The following is a 16339-nucleotide window of genomic DNA, read 5'->3' on the forward strand; positions in this document are numbered from 1 at the left end:
GTCCGTTCTCCGATCTTTGGCGGTAAGGGCTCGTTCCAAAATTTGAATAGTCTCTTCTTTTGAAAAGGAATCCTTCATTTGAGGCTTTACTCAATTTTATCTAAAAGAATCTGTCTATTTTTGGGTTTTTATGCAATTTAATTAAGACCAGGCCTGTCAGGTTTTAAAACCTGACAGGCCTCCATTTAAACATTAAAGTTTCTTAGTTATCTAAAACACCCAACTCCAGTTCTTTACCAAGGAAACCGGCAAATCGTTCGGCCTGTTCGGCGGCTAGGGTTTTTGTTTCCGAGCCCGGATTTTCAAAAAAGCGCAGTTTTACCTTTACCGAATCGGATTTGACCTTTCTTTTCCAGATTCCTTTCACCTTGCCATTTACCACAATGACCGGACGAAAAATTCCATTTGCAGAAAAGGATTTGGCTTCATGCTCTCCGTTAATAATCATCTCGCGGTTCCGATAACTGACTACATATTCGTCATAGGCGGGAAGCAGGTACACGGAGGGTGTGCTTTGTTCCGGCGGGAGAGACGTTTCAAAGAACCAATAGGTGCGATCCCCGATTTCCTCCGAAATCAACTCCGGTTCTAGCATTTTTACCGCTTTCTTAGAGCTTGTTTTCGTTAACCCGCTCCACCATACAAAATCCTCAAGTGTAGCGGGGCCGTGACTTTGAAAATAGAGCTGGGCTAATTTTCTGTGGGCTTCACCTTTGTTGAATGAGGATATTTGGGTAAGGCGGTCTTCCATCAGCCTGTAGGTATATTGGGTGTCTTTTGAAGGCCCGCTGCCTATGATCCCATCCAGCTCGGCACGGAGCAGGAGATGGGAGATCCGGTTGTCTTTGTTTTCAAAGCCGGCTTCTTCGAGTTGTTCCAGCAGCTCGCTCCGGGTAAGCGGTTGGCTGTCTACCAGGATTCCTTTTATGGTTCTGTTGCTTCGGGAGACAACCTCATCCGTAAGTCCAAGCTGTTTCTGTCTGGATCGCACCGCCACCTTTACCCGCGGGCGTGAAAGCTCAAGCAGCCAGGGGAGATGCTCCGCTGAAATAAGATGCCATGTCGGCCTCAACAAGTGTGTTCTGATGATGTGGCTGTTTTCGATGGCCTCTTCAATATCTTCTCTGGTTGCTTCCGGAAGACGTACGCCCACAGCCCACTTGGCCATCTCGTAATCCTGGGCCTGCATGGCGCCTATCCATCCCAGCAATGCATTCGGGGTTGAAAAATCCGGGTTTACTATTTGATGGTTGTGAAGTCGTGCATGGATGATTTCAGTATAATTCATTTTCAGGAAATTAATATTGAATTACTGTCATAACAGAAAGTAAACGTCAAGGCTGACAAGTATTCCCCAGCCCATACCGCAAACGATTCCTTTAAATTTTCTGTATAGAGTTCTCTCTGCAGGTGTGTACAATGTAGTCTCCATCAGCTTATAGGTGTAACCGAAATCCCGTACTTATGGTGAGCCCGTTGGAATAGATCGGTTCATCAGTAACATTGTCAGCTTTGGCACCGGTCCCCACCGCACCAATTTCGATAAAGTAGTTGCTGGCGGGATTCATGTAAAACTCAAATCCGAATAAACCGTATCCCCCAAGTTCGAATGATACCGATGAAAATTCATCCGAGGGAAACAGGCCGGTCCCGCCCCCTTCGCCATATAATCGGACAGCATCACCAACCCAACCTGTTTTTCCCGCAACTCCGAAGGTAGCATTCAGATACGGCGACCAGGTAGTTTCCTGATTTTGAAGATGCTCGTGAAACATCAGGTTGCCTCTGGCGCGAAGGGCTATTTTTTTGTTCGCAAAATAGGGACTGGTTACTGTAATGCCGATCCCAAAATCCTGTTGGTATTGACTTACCTGTATGCCAAAACTGAAATCATTATTTATGCCGCTTTGCTGGGCACTGATAGTGCAGTTTATACTTGTAATAATGATTATAATTCCAATGAATAATGTGGTAGTACTTTTAGAATGCATGACTTAGAAGAGTTATTATGGCTTAACCAATTTAAATTCCGGGAGCTTATGATCTAAAGTATGGATCCATTTTTTCGTTAAGGAAGGGCACAACCGTTTCTACTAATTCTGGTGCAGCAAATATTGTATAGTGCGTTTGCCCGGGAGAATAGCCAGGCGGGTTTGCGGCATATACCGCCATCCCAGCCGGCGTCTCGCTGTCCGCCCCCTTGCAGCAGCAAAAGCGGCTTGCCTTCACCGTGAATTTCATAATAATAGTCGATGTTATTCACGGAAATGTGGTCACTGCCGTTCTGGGCATACACATTTTTGGGAACAAGACTTACGCCAATGGCGAATATGAAGGCAACGAAAAAGGTTTGTAGTTCCCGCATATTCAACCATTGTAAACCGTTGTGGTATAATTGAGCTGTTTCTCTCAGTTTGATAGATAATTGATTCGCTGGCATGATATTTTGCTCCATGCATTAATGGAAATTAAAGTTGGCTAAAAAATTATATACTCTGTCACTGAATGGTTTGATGGTAATTGCTCTTTTGAGTGATTAGAGCTTATCCATCTTCTTTTTCAGGGTTTGCTTGTCTGTTTTCGTCTTGGCAAGGGATAACGCTTCCTGGAAACTGTTCTCAGCTTTTTTGATATCAACATCTTTATAAAGCTCGCCGAGAAGCGTGTGGTAATAGTGATTATCAGATAGATTCAATTTTTGGGCTTCTGCTATGGCCGCTTTTTTTCCATGTACTTTTGAAAGGGCGTAGGTTCTGTTGAGTGCTGCAATAGGTGAATATTCGGTAATCAGCAGTTGATTATAGAGGCCCAGGATATTTGACCATTTTTCTTTGGTGTCCTCTTTTTGGGTATGCCACCAGGCGATGCTTGCTTCCAAATGATATTTCGAGACTTTGCTGCCCTGCGAAGCTTCCTTTAAGAAATAAGCACCCCGGGCAATCAGTTCTTCATTCCAAAGCGATTCATCCTGATTGTGGTATAAAACAAGTTCGCCGTTGTTGTTTTTTCGTGCTTCAAACCGAGAAGAGTGAAAGCACATAAGTGCCAGAAGAGCATGTACGGCAGGTTTACGGGTTTGCTCATTTTCTGCAAGCAGATGGGTTAATCGCATGGCTTCCAGGCAGAGATCTTTTTTCAAAATCTTGTTATCGCTTTCCGAATAGTAGCCTTCGTTAAAAAGCAGGTATAATGTCCGCAATACCGTATCCAGACGTTGATAGATTTCAGCTTGATCAGGGACTTCTATCGTAATTTGTTCTTCTCTTAATTTTTTTCGCGCCCGGTACAGGCGTTTATTGATGGTTTCTTTGTTGCTTAAAAAGGCATCGGCGATTTCCTCAATGCCAAAGCCGCAAAGGATTCGAAGTGCTAAACCGATTTGCGCTTCTTGAGATATAGACGGGTGGCAAACCACAAACAGCATCTGGAGCTGACTGTCGGAAATATTTTCATCGGACAGGTCAATATCGAATTCCCGGTTTTTGGCCGGCTCATATTTTAGCTGTTTTGAAATCTTATTTTGGAACAGAGATTTCCGGTTAAAATGATTTCGGGCTTTGTTCTTTGCAACCGTATAAAGCCATGCGGTAGCATTTTCGGGTATGCCTTTATGACTCCAGGTTTCTGTAGCGGCTAAGAATGTTTCGCTTGCAATGTCTTCGGCCGTTTCAATGTGTTCAATGCCGAAGCGTTTACAGAGTACCGCCGTAATTTTGCTGAATTCTGTTTTGAATAAACGGGGGAGGAGCTCTTGTTCCATCTTTTAAAAAATAACTTCTGCTCCGGACAAACAGAGCAGAAGCCAAGATTTAATTATTCCGGTTGTTCGTGTTGAGCGATTTTGCGTACTTCTACGCTGTTGCCTTCACCCTGCAATACCGGGCTGCCTTTTGCGAATTCTACAGCCTCATCAACAGATTCTGCCCTGACAATGATATAACCGCCAATGGTTTCTTTGATATCGCCAAAAGGTCCATTGGTTACCACATCGCCATGTTTGACGACCCGGGCGTCGTCAAATGATAATCCATTTCCCTGGCTTACCAGTTTGTCCTGCGCGGCGATATCCCCCAGCCAGTCCATGGTTTGTTGCATCCATTGCTGCATTTGCTCTGGTGAAGCCTCTTTACTGCCATCTTCGTGACGAAATATTAAAAGGAATTCTTCCATGCTACTTGAGTTTTCGTTGCTATTTTATTGAATAATGAACTTCACTCTTATAACAAACAAGTCAGTAAAAATTGGACAAAAAGATTGTATGGAATGCGGAAAAAAGCTCTTTTTTTAATAGAGCAGAACGGTCCCGCGCTTAGTGATTATTAAAAAATCCACCCGTTTGACTGCATAATAGCAATAAACGAGTCCAACGGGAGACCGCGCTACACGTGAGGCCACTGATTTGTATGCTCAGCTACTTTTTTGCTGTTAATATTTGGGCTAATTCTTCCAAAGTAGCAGTAAATCCTTCCTGGAAGCCCATTTCTAATATTTGTTCCAGGTCAGCGAGTGTTTCGTGCTTGATTTCGACCTCTACGGTTGTCAGACCATTAGATTCGGTAAATTCTATGTTCCAGTCCGACTGTGGTAAATCTTGGTTTATATTTCCCTTGCTGTCGCAAAAGCCATCCCGGAGTTTGATATTCGTTTTGGGCGTAATAGACGTGTAATCAACCCGGGACCAGTGTTTTTCGCCTTCCGGTCCAACCATGGCATAGAGTCGCTGTCCACCTGCTGAGAAGTCCATTGATTTTGTTTCTGACTTCCAGGGTTTTGGAGCCCACCACTGGTCGAGAAGCTCAGGTTCTGTCCATGCCGCCCATACATTGTCCCTCGGAGCCGCAAATGCTCTTTTTACTTTTACAATATTGTTCTTCTTATCTACGGTGAAATTGGTCGTTAAATTGTTCATTGTTCCTCGTCTTTTAGGTTCGTTAATGTTTGGTCAAGTTGATTGAAACGGTCTTCCCAAAGCTGTTTGAATTGATCAAGCCATTCATCCACTTCCTTTATTTTTTGAGGTCGGATGTAGCATACCCGTTGCCTTCCCTTTTTACGGATGATGACGAGCCCGCTTTCATCCAGTATTTTAATATGCTGTGAAATGGCAGGACGACTCATTTCAAAATTTTCAGCTATTGAATTCAGGTTTAACGGTTCTTGGGCAATGAGACTCAGTATATCTCGTCTGGTTGGATCCGCTATGGCCTGGAATACGTCTCTGCGTTTTTTCATATATGATCTTTATGTAAGTATTAGCTTACGTAAATTTAAATGTAAGTGAATACTTACGCAAATATTTTTTGACTTGCTATTATGTACTGGTCAGCAAAAGAAGAACAGGAATGGAAAAGTGCTTTTAGGTAGGATGTTGCGAGAAGCCCATATTAACATTCTGATGGCGCATGGTGCTTATGTTTTTCCTTTGTCATTAAAACTGATTATCTATTTCATCGTCCGTTTTGCAGGTTACATAGGAAGAGAACGCAGTAGAGTTTAAAATGGGGCAGGGGGGAGACAAATGATTGCCTGCGCAGGTCGAAGACAACAGCCATCAAGGTGACTTCTTCATTACCGTGGATTTCCGGTCCTTCACTGCTGTGAAAAAATTGACGCCGATGCCCGAATTTACTCCAAATACGCATACATCAAGCTCGGTGCGTGTTCTTTATATCTCCAACACGTAGGAAGTCATCTCTGTAATCTTGGGATTTTTAAATCCGCTAAACTTATAGACATCACAAAAGGCATACACTTGTCCGGCGGCGGTTTTCATCTCTCCGTTTACCGAGGCCTCCTTGCCATGTGTGATCATGTGGTGGATCGTAAGTTCCATCGGCTCGTCTGCTTCCATCGCTTTCAGCGCCTTGGCAAATGCTTTTCTGCCTTCTACTATTTGGTCGCCAACGATTTCCCATCGGATCGTACTGGTAACATGCCCCAAGATGAATTCCGAGCATTGCGGGCAAAAGCTTTGTTGAGCTCTTCGAGGAGTTCCTGGTTTTTGGTTTTCATAGATTGATAGCTTGTATTGGTTCACATTCTTTCTAAGTGTTCCTGTTCCAAAGTATTTGACCTGCCAGGTCTGGTCTTTAGATTAATCCACTGGAATCCAGATTTCGATATCTCCCTTTCCTTGTTCCGAATCAAAATGTTCTCCATACCGCTCGAAAAAGAAATCGGTCTCTTCCGGCTTGCCATAATCCGATTGGGGCAGCTATTCCTTCCAGATAATATCGCAGGTCTGTTGGATCTCGGAGACGTGAGCGTCATGTTCGAATACGGCATACGTATAAGATGGGAGTTGCCTCAGCTCGAAATTTTGAGGCAGGTCGGAGGCAGATGTATCTTTGGATACCTCAACCCCGCACAGGTATTCGATGCCTTTACCGTTGTCCAGGTCAAAGCAAACTCCGTAGGCCACATTTTCCTTCTGGCCTGGGATGTTGCCAAGATGCGGGCCAAGTTGCTGCCACTGGTCCTTGAGTGCCCAAACAGGTTCTGCCCGGTTCGCAGGAACGGTGTAACTTACCGCATATCCATTTACCCTAACACTTCCCGGGCCTGATTAAAATGTCTTTCTTCGTGGCTTATAATAAAATCTAGTGCTTGATCCAGTTTATGCATCTTCATGAAATAAGTTTCATTCAATATTTTATGCCAATTCTTCAATCTGATGCCCGGAAGCTTTAACCAGTTCCCTGATTTTCAGGTCATCCACCGTGTTTGTTTCTACCTCCACCCGCAGCACCTTGTCGCAATCTTCCAGGTCAAAACTGGGCTTGCTGCCGGGCAGAAAAGTTCGAATCTTGGTTAGTATTTTTTCTGCTTTCGATGGTTCTTTCACGTCGGTCTTATACACGTAGATGTGTTCGAAATAATCCTCTCCCATCGTATTCTGATTTTTTTGAATCGCGAATTTTGTTGGTTTTTCTTCCCATTACCACAGCCGGTGAGCGTACAGCAATGTCTCAAAGTGAATTTGTTCGGTCCCAATCACTGTCTCCGTAATACAACATGGGTGGCGTTCTCCGAGGCCGTAAACTGTACGCATCTGTATCCGGCCTCCTTCAGGTTTACTCCCTTAAACAATCGTTCTCCGCTTCCCAAAATTACCGGTGCGACAGCGATATGCAGCTCATCTATGAGGCCGGCGCGGAGGTACTGCCGGATGGTGTCGGGGCCGCCACCTATGCGAACATCTTTTTCGTTGGCCGCCTCGCGTGCCCGTTCAAGCGCCTCGTGGATGCCTCCGGTTACAAAATGAAAGGTGGTGCCGCCTTCCATTTCAATAGATGAACGTTCGTAGTGGGTCAGCACGTAAACGGGCACGTGGTAAGGCGGATTCTCGCCCCACCAGCCTTTCCAGTCTGTGTCGCCCCAGGGGCCCCGCACCGGCCCGAACATATTCCGGCCCATGATCCAGGCGCCGATATTGTTAAAGCCGCGGGCAGCAAAATCATTGTCCACGCCGGTTTCGCCTTCGTCACTGCCACCGGCCGGCTCATCACTGTGCATGGTTTGAAATGTTTTAGTGGGAAAGAACCATTGATGCAGGTCGGTGCCACCGACTCCCAATGGGTTGTCGATGTCCTGCCCCGGACCCGCTCCATATCCGTCAAGCGAAATGGAAAAGCTTTCTACTCGTACGTTACTCATAATTTATTAAGATGTGGTTTTGACTATGATCGTTGATTTTCTTTTGCGTAGTGCCTGTTGCAGTTTTTTAAGCTGTGAAACCCCAAGTGTTTACTTGCCTTCAAAAGCCTCCTGCAATTTTTGGATGTCGAGCTTCTTCATTTGCAGCATGGCCCGGTAAGTCCGGTTGGCTTTTTCGGGATCATCGGCGGTTAGCATTTCATTCATCCGTCCCGGAACGACCTGCCAGAAAACGCCAAATTTGTCTTTCAGCCAGCCACATTGCTCGGCTTCCGGCACTGCGGACAGATTCCAAAAATGATCGATCTCTCCCTGGTCTTTACATTGAATCATGAGCGATACGGCCTCATTAAAGGTGAAGTCAGCGTGTTCCGGCGAACTGTCCATCGCCATGAATACTTCTCCGTTATTGAGGCGGAATTGGCTGTGCATCACGCTGCCCTCGGGCTGCTCTTCATCTTTACCATATCGCAGTATCCCGGTGATCTCCGAATCATCAAAAAGAGAAGTATAGAGATTAACGGCTTCCTCGGCCTGGCCTTCTTTACTGACGAACATCAGGGAAGGGACAATCTTTTGTCCGTGTACATCTTCAAGCTTACCCATCGAAATTTGCCAGGTCAAACCGTATTTGTCCTGTATCCAACCATACTTTTCACTCCAATCGTATTGGTCCAGTGGCATCAATGGAGTTCCACCTTCCGACAACTTTTGCCAAATCTCATCGACTCCATCCTCTGTTTCGCACGTTACATAGAAAGAGATGGCCGGCGTAAACTTGAAATGCGGACCGCCATTTATAGCGATCATCTTATAACCGGCAAGTTCAAAATCCACCGTCATTACGGTGCCTTCTTCCATGCCGTGAATGTCCTGTCCAGCTTCCATGTGATAGGTTTTGTTGTCGATACCCGAATGTTCTCCAAATATCGACACATAAAATTCAGTGGCTTCCTCAGCTTGCTTGTCAAACCATAAATTCGGGATAATTTTTTGTGTGCTCATAAGCTGTTATTTGTTAGTGAAATATCGATTACGTAAGTATGTAAGAATTCTGTGATATTTTATACCGGTCAATACGACAAAACCACGGGGCGAATGCGACAAACTTTTCTATAAGGAACTACTCTTGAAAATGTCAGAAGGCTCAACCTTTTATTGTGATTCGATAAAATTAACAGGCCTTGATATAGGGATGTAAGTGATGGCTGCGGATGACAACAATGAAGATCGGCCACCGGAAGAGCGTGCTTGATATAGGGATGTAAGTGATGGCTGCGGTCCTCCTCCAGGCCGGCCCTAAATCAGTACGCGTTTACAATTCTACTGTGACAATAATCATCCTCTTCTCAGCGGTGGAACTTTCTGTCCGTTTTCGCACGACTCGATTAACACCCGGAGCCGCCGTTGCCGGGTCTCTTCCTTTTTGGCGCTCATCACCCAGTGGATGGAGGTCCGGGTGTAGCCCGGCGCCAGCTCCCGGAAGAACTTCCACGCTTTGGGGCTCGACCTGATTTTATCCTCGTATTCCTTTTTCAGGCTGACCTCGTCCTGCTCGTAGGAGGCTTGGGCCGTATTATTCTCGTCACGCTGCCGGTAGGCCTCGAGCCCGGCGGGTTGCATGCGATCCTCTTCTATGAGCTGCTCTGAGGTATCGATATTTTTTTGACTCCAGTGGCTGTCCGGCTTCCGCGGGGTGAACCGGATTTTGTAGCGTTCATCGTCGATCGATTTGCGGAGGCCGTCGATCCATCCGAAACAGAGTGCCTCTTCCACCGCTTCCGACCACCGGATGCTCTGTTTGCCGGAGCTCACTTTGTAGAGCCCGATCCACAGCACTTCTTTGCTGTTGTGGTGCTTTTCCAGCCAGGTTCTGAAATCGTTCTGTGTCTTGAAGAAAGTGACATCGCCAGGCATAGAGTGGGTACTTTCTTTTTTTGTTGTACTTCTTATTCAAATTGACAGGTCAAGGTCAGTGTAGCCTGTTCGTGGGTGGCCACCATGGTTCCCGATCCGCTGATCCCCTCCAGTTCCCCGGTTCCGGAATTATCGACAATTCGGCAGTCGGCCCGGGCGGTTCCCTCCTCGTAGGTGCCTTCCTGGCGCAGGACAAAGCTGCCGGTGCGGCCGTTCACTTCACCCGTAATTTGTTCCAATCCCACGAATTGTGCAAAGTCGTCATCATGCATGATCATCAGGTATTCCAGGGTGCTTTTCCCTTTGATACCCCCGGTAAATGTTTTGTGGACGCTGGCACGGGTCAATGCAGGTCCATTTTCTGCTTCGCTATAGGGCTTTTCGTCCCAGTTATCGATATTAAACTGGCTTGTGATTTGAGTACTCATGGCAGTATTGGGTTCAAACGGTTTCAGTTCAAGTTGACTTCAACCAAATATTGTGATTGCTTTTGAATATATATTGTAAAAAACCGACAGCAGTGTATGCCGAAGCCTAAAAAGGGAAAACCAAAGGGTGTGTTGAATCCCAATGAGGGGAAACACCATTTTGATTTTTCGCGCTTTTTTCCGCCGGAGGATCTGCAATATTTCCTGGAGCACTTTTGGATTGTGGAATGGGACCTGGGAAAGGATTATTACGAGCAGGGCGTATTGTCGTACCCATCGGTCCACCTGGCGTTTGAGCGGGGTAAAACCATGATTTATGGCGTTGTGACCGGCAAATTCAGCCGGCGAATAGAAGGAGTCGGGAAGGTGCTGGGCATCAAGTTCAGGCCCGGTGGATTTTATCCTTTTTACCAGTGTTCCGTGGCCTCCTTTTCAGATAGCACCATTCCGATAGATGAGGTGTTCGATGTGGATGCGGAGGCGTTAGAAGATCAAGTTTTACGGGCCCGCGATAACGAACTGATGGTGGAGCGGGCCGTGGAATTTATCCGGACTCATCTTCCGGAAAAAGATGAGCGGGTGCAGCAGGTCAACGAAATAGTCAATGCAGTGATTGATGATTCGTCACTAATCCGGGTTGGCCAGCTTACAGAGCAATTCGATATTGGGGAACGGAGTCTGCAACGCCTGTTTAGGAAGTATGTTGGGGTTTCTCCCAAATGGGTGATCAAGCGTTACCGGCTGCATGAGGTGGCGGGGCGGCTGGTCGAAAACGGGGAGGTTGACTGGTCGGAGCTTGCACTGGAGCTGGGTTATTATGACCAGGCTCATTTTATCAGGGACTTCAAATCGATAGTGGGGCAGACTCCCACGGAATATGCCCGCTCACTCCACTCCTCAGATTGAGCAGGGGTTTCTTGGTTACTCCGGCTCGTAGTGCAGCAATACTATTCCACAGCCAAAAGCGCGGGACTGCACCAAGTTCAGGTGTTGATATTCGTTGAGATTATTAAAAATGGGCAGCCCGCCCCCGAGAGCTACCGGATTCACAAACAGATAATAATCATCTATCAGCCTGTGTTCAATCAGATTTGCCACAAAAGTAGCCCCGCCATAGGCTGTGATATCACCGCCATCCTGTGTTTTTAGCCGGGTTATTTCATCCACCAAATCGCCTTGTGCCAGTTCGGTATTTCCCCATTTTGATTTCTCCAGGGTATCGCTAAAAACAATTTTTTGGGTTTCAGTGAATTTCTTACCGGATTCCTGTTCCGGGTTGTCTGGGTCTTGGGCTACTTCAGTCCAGTAGGGAATAAACCCCTCAGCCAGCTTGCGCCCCAGCACAATGCAGTCGACCGGGGCTGTGATCTCATCGACAAATTTTTGCAGTTCCTCGTCCCAATTCCAGGTCATCCAGTCCTGTTCACCTTCCGGACCGGCAATGAAACCGTCAACGGTGATTTGTACCTGTAGTTTGAGTGTTCTCATGGAGTTATGGCTGTTTATTTTGTTGGATGCCGGGTTCAAGTAATAAATTCAACACAGTTTGCTATTCTTAACCTACCACGAAATAATGACTTTGGTCTATTAGTAAATAATCACCCGGCTACTGATATCTCGGAGTCTCTTTTTACTTGGGATTAAAAATTCAATCACTATTTATACTCATCGGGATACAGAATGTTCTCGCTGCCGGCCGGCACCCCCAGGCCCGTGGTGCGGCCTTCGGGCTCTTCCCACTCCTCCTGCCGACCGAGTGCGGTCATATCCAGAAAATAATGGGCACCGCCCACCTGCTCTCCTCCGCGACCGTACGTGGAGTAGGTATGATATGCGGTGTCATCCACCCGCAGGAAGCAACTTATGCCGGGTTGTTCACCTTCGGTGTGATAGTGTTGCCCCAGGTGCTCCAGTGTGGCTTTGTCGCGGTAGTTGTACATGACCGGCTTCACTGATTCGTCCTGCGTAACATGGAAATCGTAGTTGAAATCGCTGCCGAACGAAGAATACCACGGCATGTTCCAGCCCATTCGTTTTTTAAAAGCTGTAATTTTATCCAGCGGGGCTCGCGAGATCAGTGCCAGCGTGGTTGAACGAGCATGCAGGTGGTTAATATGTCCTCTCGCAATATGATCCACCCAGGCCAAACAGCTCGGGCAGCCCTCGTCCCAATCCGGATCAAACATAAAGTGATATACGATTAGCTGCATGAGATCCTCAAACAGGTCCAGCAATGTTTTCTTGCCATCGGCACTTGCAAACTCGTACTCCTTTTGGATTTTGACCATCGGCAGGCGGCGGCGTTCGGCGTTGAGCTCATCCCGCAAGCGGGTGAACTTTTTCTCCTTTTTTAGCAGCTTTTTACGTTCCTTCAGCCACTCTTCGCGCGATACTGTTTCGGGTACGTTCAGATCTTGATTGTTCATGGCATATTATTGTTTTTCCTTGTTAAAATTTAGCATCCGCACATCGTCACCTCTCGAAACACCTCCTCAAAGACCAGATCTATTACTTGTATCATATTGCTGCTGTCCCCTGGTAATATACCATCCATCGGATGCCGAACTGGTCCTTTACCTCTCCAAACTTCTCGGCCGAGCCGGTGTTTTCCAGTGGCATTTCAACCTCTCCGCCATCCGACAGTTTTTTGAACAACCGCTCTGTTTCTTCTTCACTTTCGGTTTCAAGGTTGATATAAAAGTCATTGCCTCTCTTGTGGTCCTGTTCGAAAGAATCAAGGATATCTGATCCGAATAGTTTGATATCTCCAGTAAGAGACAAGGCCGCATTGGCCACCAGTTTCAAATCCTCATCTGTAGCCCCCATGGTATCTTCCATTTCATTATACCGTATAATTTCCAGTTCTCCGCCAAATACGGATTGATAGAATTTGAAGGCTTCTTCGGCTTGGCCGTTAAAATTAAGGTACGGATTCACTGCTTTCATAATGTTGGAATATTAAGTTTCAAGGTTGTTCATGTTCTGTTATAAAACACATTCCATTTGTGGCCATCAGGATCGGCAAACCCACAGCCATACCATCCATTTTGTATTTCAGCAGGTTTGTTAAATAGCGAACCTCCGGCTTTTTTAGCCTTTCTGGCCCACTCATCTACCTCTGACTTGCTGTCTGCCGAAATCGTAAACATGATTTCATTCCTTTTTGTTAAATCAGCGGCATTACCACCGGAAGCTTGTTCAAACATATCCCGCTGGAAAAAGTGCACGATAAAATCACTATCTACTACCAAAAAGCTGGCTAAATGCTCACCATTTCGACCTTCATTGGGTTTAAAACCTAATTCCCGGTAGAATTCCCGGGTTTGTTCTACATCTTCTACTGGCAAGTTGGCCCAAACTTCTCGGTCTTGAATAGGTGTTGACTCTGTTGATTTCATGGGTTCTATATGTTAGTTAACCTGCAATTCTGTTTACTCATAACTCATCGGTTCCTTGCCAAACCCCCGCCGCAGTATTCCAATCTGCCCGATATGGTAGGCGATGTGATGGTTGATAAACGCCCAGAGCTGGCCGTTGGAATCCGCTACCTGGTCGAAAGGTTCGGCCGGCGTATGTTGCAGTTCATCGGGAGACAGATTTCCCAACCCTTCCCGAACGGGCTCATACAGTCGGTTCCATTCCGCCTTAATCTCCTCGATGCCGGGATAGGGAAAATCATCCCGGGCCTGCGACCGGCCCATCACGGCGAACAGATCGTTCCATTTTATATCCACATCCAGGCCAGCCACAGAGGCTAATCCATACTGCGAGTTCAAGATGTGACCTGCCATGTATTTTACATGATTGATGTTGTCGTCTCCATACGGTCGACGATTGGTTTCGGCATCGGTAAATCTATCAAGCACGTTATTGTACAGGCGCTGGTGCAGGTCGAATTGGGTTAACAAGTAATTCTTCATTGCATTGTTTTTTTTCGATAACAGATTGTTAAAACCATTATAACAAATGAAAAAAAGGATGCAGTGGGGTAATTGCGCCGACCTTGGGGGTTGAATGCGACATCTCGTTTGTGTAAAAATTTTTAAAACTCATTTAAGCACAGGGACCATCTATCATTTATCTATTCTTACACCACGTGGACACACCAGCCTGGTAAATATTGCTGGCACGTACCAAATCCTGAATACGGTCAATGAATGACATACGGGCGGGTATGGGAAAGCCTGTGGTATCTGATGTGCACCTGGTCGGGCTGGAAAAGGAGATACCGCAAAGAACCGGCTTGTTTTCAACTACCCCCGATTGCCTTATCGATGAGGTAGAGCAAACCGATCTGATTATCATACCGGCTATCCATGATAATCCGCTGCAGGGATACGAATAAAACAAAGCCTTTCAGCCGTGGATATTCGACCAGTACAAAAAGGGGGAGGGGGCGGAAGTGGCAAGCTTGTGTGTAGGAGCTTTCTTTTTGGCCGAAACAGGACTGCTGAACGGCAGACAGTGTGCCACCCATTGGATGCATGCGAATGAGTTCAGGGAACGATATCCTGAGGTAGGCTCGTAGATGGAAAAATATGACCAATAAATAAGCCCTTGCAAGTCAACGACTTGCAAGGGCTCGTGTACCGCGTACGGGATTCGAACCCGTGCTACCGCCGTGAAAGGGCGGCGTCCTAAACCCCTAGACGAACGCGGCAAGAATTAGTTATTCGTTATCTGTTATTAGTTTGTTAGTGGCAGTCACCATATCTAATAACCTGTGACTAATAACTAAATTGCTGAGGCGACGGGCGGATTCGAACCGCCGTACGAGGTTTTGCAGACCTCTGCCTGACCACTCGGCCACGTCGCCCTGAACTCATAGGGCCACAGAACAATAAAATAAGTATTGAAGTTTTATTGTTCTAATCTGGCTTATTCATTGCTCGATATCCCAATTACATTCAATCAGTACGCCCGACAGGACTCGAACCTGTAACCTGCTGCTTAGAAGGCAGCTGCTCTATCCAGTTGAGCTACGGGCGCTCATACCGAATGCCGAATGTTGAATTATGAATCAGATCTGAGCGCCCGTAATTAATCAATATTCATGATTCACAATTCAGCATCCTATTGTCGGGGAGACAGGATTTGAACCTGCGACCCTTCGCTCCCAAAGCGAATGCGCTACCGGACTGCGCTACTCCCCGCGTATCAAAAAAACGAAACAATATGTCAATAACGGGCCGACCGAATGTCTTCGGCTTTTTCAGAAAGATTTCAAATATAAGGTTCTTGGCATGTCAAATCAATTTCAAATACCACAAAAAATTTACCAGCTTAAAACCTTGGGTACATACCCAATTTACCTTCGAATTAATCATAAAAAGTGTCTTTAAACGCGGCCAGATCATCTCTGTTTAAAAATTGATGCTTGATAACGGCCCAAATTAGCCCGAGCCCATATCCTGATATCTGAACTGTGGAAGTGGCGGCGGAGAGCAAGGCCACGGGTATATTGTGAGTGGTGCGCAGGGAGTCAAGACAAAACAACACTGGCATCAGAAGAATGGGTGACCATAGTTCAGGAAAAACTGGCGTTAGAACAATGGTGATAAAAAGATAGAGAATGAAAGTGCTGGGCAGAAGGTGTACCAGCTTTAATGATCCGGGATGACGTCGGGTGAGATTGTAGCGCGCAATGCCGGAATTGAATACCTGCTTGAAGAACGCCTTTATCGTAGTTCTTCTTTTATGAAATACATACGCTTCTTTGATTAAAACGGAACGCATATTGTGCGCTTTAAGGCGGAGGCTCAGGTCAATGTCTTCCCCGAAGCGCATGGAAGAGAACCCGTTGACTTTATTAAATGCGGTGCGCGAGATCCCCATGTTAAAACTGCGCGGGTAGAAGTGATCCATGCGGTTTGAGCCTCCGCGAATTCCACCGGTTGTCAGCAGGGAGGTCATCGAATAATTTATCGCTTTCTGCAGATGGGTGAATGAGTCTGCAGCCCGGTCCGGCCCACCGTAAGCGTCCACCTTGTGTTGTTCCAGGAACCGGTTCACGATCTCCATATAGTGGTCGGGGATGATGCAATCGGAATCGAAAAAGATCAGAAACTCGCTGGAGCTGTGCCGGGCTCCGAAGTTGCGAGTCGGCCCCGGCCCTTCGTTCTCTTTCCAGTAGTAGGCAAGGGTGAGCTGGTCAGAAAATGATTGTGCAATTTCCCCGCATCGATCGGAAGAGCCGTCATCGACGACGATTACTTCAAATTGGGTATAAGTCTGGCGGGTAAGGCTGTCCAGCAGCTCCCGGATCTCCCGGGGGCGATTGTAAACCGGTATAATTATGGAATAGGTCATTGAATTTGATTGGAGCTAACGTCTGCCCG

Annotated in this window: 22 protein-coding genes and 4 tRNA genes; 2 read left to right on the forward strand and 24 right to left on the reverse strand. The window is 46.5% G+C overall.

The genetic code is table 11. The features are described from left to right. Positions 1–202: 202 nt before the first annotated feature. The 14 genes from ACG2E4_RS06010 to ACG2E4_RS06075 all read right to left on the reverse strand — a co-directional run bounded on the left by ACG2E4_RS06010 (position 203) and on the right by ACG2E4_RS06075 (position 10001). The gene (locus tag ACG2E4_RS06010) at positions 203–1288 is read right to left on the reverse strand and encodes a winged helix DNA-binding domain-containing protein (RefSeq protein WP_395275995.1); all 1086 of its coding nucleotides are present in this window, start codon (positions 1286–1288) and stop codon (positions 203–205) included. A 148-nt stretch (positions 1289–1436) separates the two neighbouring features. After that, positions 1437–1991 (reverse strand): hypothetical protein, encoded by a 555-nt coding sequence (locus ACG2E4_RS06015; protein ID WP_395258954.1) that lies wholly within the window; start codon positions 1989–1991, stop codon positions 1437–1439. Positions 1992–2068: 77 nt separating this feature from the next. Continuing rightward, positions 2069–2455, reverse strand: a complete 387-nt coding sequence (locus ACG2E4_RS06020; protein ID WP_395258952.1) for a hypothetical protein — start codon at positions 2453–2455, stop codon at positions 2069–2071. An 81-nt stretch (positions 2456–2536) separates the two neighbouring features. Then, the gene (locus tag ACG2E4_RS06025; protein ID WP_395275996.1) at positions 2537–3760 is read right to left on the reverse strand and encodes an RNA polymerase sigma factor; all 1224 of its coding nucleotides are present in this window, start codon (positions 3758–3760) and stop codon (positions 2537–2539) included. Between the two features lie 53 nt (positions 3761–3813). After that, on the reverse strand, positions 3814–4170 hold the full coding sequence (locus ACG2E4_RS06030; protein ID WP_395258948.1) for a YciI family protein: 357 nt from the start codon (positions 4168–4170) through the stop codon (positions 3814–3816). Positions 4171–4411: 241 nt separating this feature from the next. Then, a complete protein-coding gene (locus ACG2E4_RS06035) occupies positions 4412–4909 on the reverse strand; it encodes an SRPBCC domain-containing protein (RefSeq protein ID WP_395275997.1) in 498 nt (165 codons plus the stop codon). Continuing rightward, positions 4906–5232 (reverse strand): ArsR/SmtB family transcription factor, encoded by a 327-nt coding sequence (locus tag ACG2E4_RS06040; RefSeq protein ID WP_395258944.1) that lies wholly within the window; start codon positions 5230–5232, stop codon positions 4906–4908. Before ACG2E4_RS06040 ends, ACG2E4_RS06035 begins: the two co-directional genes overlap by 4 nt. Before the next feature lie 433 nt (positions 5233–5665). Then, a complete protein-coding gene (locus ACG2E4_RS06045; protein ID WP_395258942.1) occupies positions 5666–5941 on the reverse strand; it encodes a nuclear transport factor 2 family protein in 276 nt (91 codons plus the stop codon). A 273-nt stretch (positions 5942–6214) separates the two neighbouring features. Next, the gene (locus ACG2E4_RS06050; RefSeq protein ID WP_395276051.1) at positions 6215–6442 is read right to left on the reverse strand and encodes a GyrI-like domain-containing protein; all 228 of its coding nucleotides are present in this window, start codon (positions 6440–6442) and stop codon (positions 6215–6217) included. 210 nt (positions 6443–6652) lie between these two features. Next, positions 6653–6889: a hypothetical protein gene (locus ACG2E4_RS06055; protein ID WP_395258940.1), complete on the reverse strand. Its 237-nt coding sequence runs from the start codon at positions 6887–6889 to the stop codon at positions 6653–6655. Between the two features lie 104 nt (positions 6890–6993). After that, the gene (locus tag ACG2E4_RS06060; RefSeq protein ID WP_395275998.1) at positions 6994–7656 is read right to left on the reverse strand and encodes a dihydrofolate reductase family protein; all 663 of its coding nucleotides are present in this window, start codon (positions 7654–7656) and stop codon (positions 6994–6996) included. Positions 7657–7746: 90 nt separating this feature from the next. Beyond that, positions 7747–8661, reverse strand: a complete 915-nt coding sequence (locus ACG2E4_RS06065; protein WP_395275999.1) for a VOC family protein — start codon at positions 8659–8661, stop codon at positions 7747–7749. 333 nt (positions 8662–8994) lie between these two features. Beyond that, positions 8995–9573, reverse strand: coding sequence for a YdeI family protein (locus tag ACG2E4_RS06070; protein ID WP_395276000.1), 579 nt, complete (start codon positions 9571–9573; stop codon positions 8995–8997). 32 nt (positions 9574–9605) lie between these two features. Then, complete coding sequence (locus ACG2E4_RS06075) at positions 9606–10001, reverse strand: DUF3224 domain-containing protein (protein ID WP_395258932.1); 396 nt, start codon at positions 9999–10001, stop codon at positions 9606–9608. A gap of 96 nt (positions 10002–10097) precedes the next feature. On the opposite strand from ACG2E4_RS06075, the gene ACG2E4_RS06080 reads away from it, so the two are divergent. Next, positions 10098–10907, forward strand: a complete 810-nt coding sequence (locus ACG2E4_RS06080) for a helix-turn-helix domain-containing protein (RefSeq protein ID WP_395276001.1) — start codon at positions 10098–10100, stop codon at positions 10905–10907. A 15-nt stretch (positions 10908–10922) separates the two neighbouring features. Here ACG2E4_RS06080 and ACG2E4_RS06085 read toward each other — a convergent pair whose 3' ends face one another. From ACG2E4_RS06085 to ACG2E4_RS06105, 5 genes are all read right to left on the reverse strand, one after another. After that, positions 10923–11489 carry a dihydrofolate reductase family protein gene (locus ACG2E4_RS06085; RefSeq protein ID WP_395276002.1) on the reverse strand — a complete coding sequence of 189 codons (567 nt, stop codon included), beginning with the start codon at positions 11487–11489 and terminating at the stop codon, positions 10923–10925. Positions 11490–11656: 167 nt separating this feature from the next. Next, on the reverse strand, positions 11657–12427 hold the full coding sequence (locus ACG2E4_RS06090) for a DUF899 domain-containing protein (protein WP_395276003.1): 771 nt from the start codon (positions 12425–12427) through the stop codon (positions 11657–11659). A 91-nt stretch (positions 12428–12518) separates the two neighbouring features. Beyond that, positions 12519–12947, reverse strand: a complete 429-nt coding sequence (locus ACG2E4_RS06095) for a VOC family protein (RefSeq protein ID WP_395276004.1) — start codon at positions 12945–12947, stop codon at positions 12519–12521. A 29-nt stretch (positions 12948–12976) separates the two neighbouring features. Next, positions 12977–13399: a VOC family protein gene (locus ACG2E4_RS06100; RefSeq protein ID WP_395276005.1), complete on the reverse strand. Its 423-nt coding sequence runs from the start codon at positions 13397–13399 to the stop codon at positions 12977–12979. A gap of 33 nt (positions 13400–13432) precedes the next feature. Then, complete coding sequence (locus ACG2E4_RS06105) at positions 13433–13921, reverse strand: DinB family protein (protein ID WP_395276006.1); 489 nt, start codon at positions 13919–13921, stop codon at positions 13433–13435. Positions 13922–14154: 233 nt separating this feature from the next. Between ACG2E4_RS06105 and ACG2E4_RS06110 the strand changes: the two genes are divergently transcribed. Next, complete coding sequence (locus ACG2E4_RS06110; RefSeq protein WP_395276007.1) at positions 14155–14346, forward strand: hypothetical protein; 192 nt, start codon at positions 14155–14157, stop codon at positions 14344–14346. Positions 14347–14588: 242 nt separating this feature from the next. Here the strand turns inward: ACG2E4_RS06110 and ACG2E4_RS06115 are convergent. The 5 genes from ACG2E4_RS06115 to ACG2E4_RS06135 all read right to left on the reverse strand — a co-directional run bounded on the left by ACG2E4_RS06115 (position 14589) and on the right by ACG2E4_RS06135 (position 16310). After that, positions 14589–14661: transfer RNA gene (locus ACG2E4_RS06115), tRNA-Glu, on the reverse strand. Between the two features lie 85 nt (positions 14662–14746). After that, positions 14747–14817: transfer RNA gene (locus ACG2E4_RS06120), tRNA-Cys, on the reverse strand. 99 nt (positions 14818–14916) lie between these two features. After that, positions 14917–14990, reverse strand: a tRNA-Arg gene (locus ACG2E4_RS06125). A gap of 90 nt (positions 14991–15080) precedes the next feature. Beyond that, positions 15081–15154, reverse strand: a tRNA-Pro gene (locus ACG2E4_RS06130). Positions 15155–15320: 166 nt separating this feature from the next. Then, positions 15321–16310, reverse strand: coding sequence for a glycosyltransferase (locus ACG2E4_RS06135; protein WP_395276008.1), 990 nt, complete (start codon positions 16308–16310; stop codon positions 15321–15323). Between the last annotated feature and the right edge of the window lie 29 nt (positions 16311–16339).

The organism is Halalkalibaculum sp. DA384 (genome assembly GCF_043951955.1).
Taxonomy (GTDB): Bacteria; Bacteroidota; Rhodothermia; order Balneolales; family Balneolaceae; genus JAMQKA01.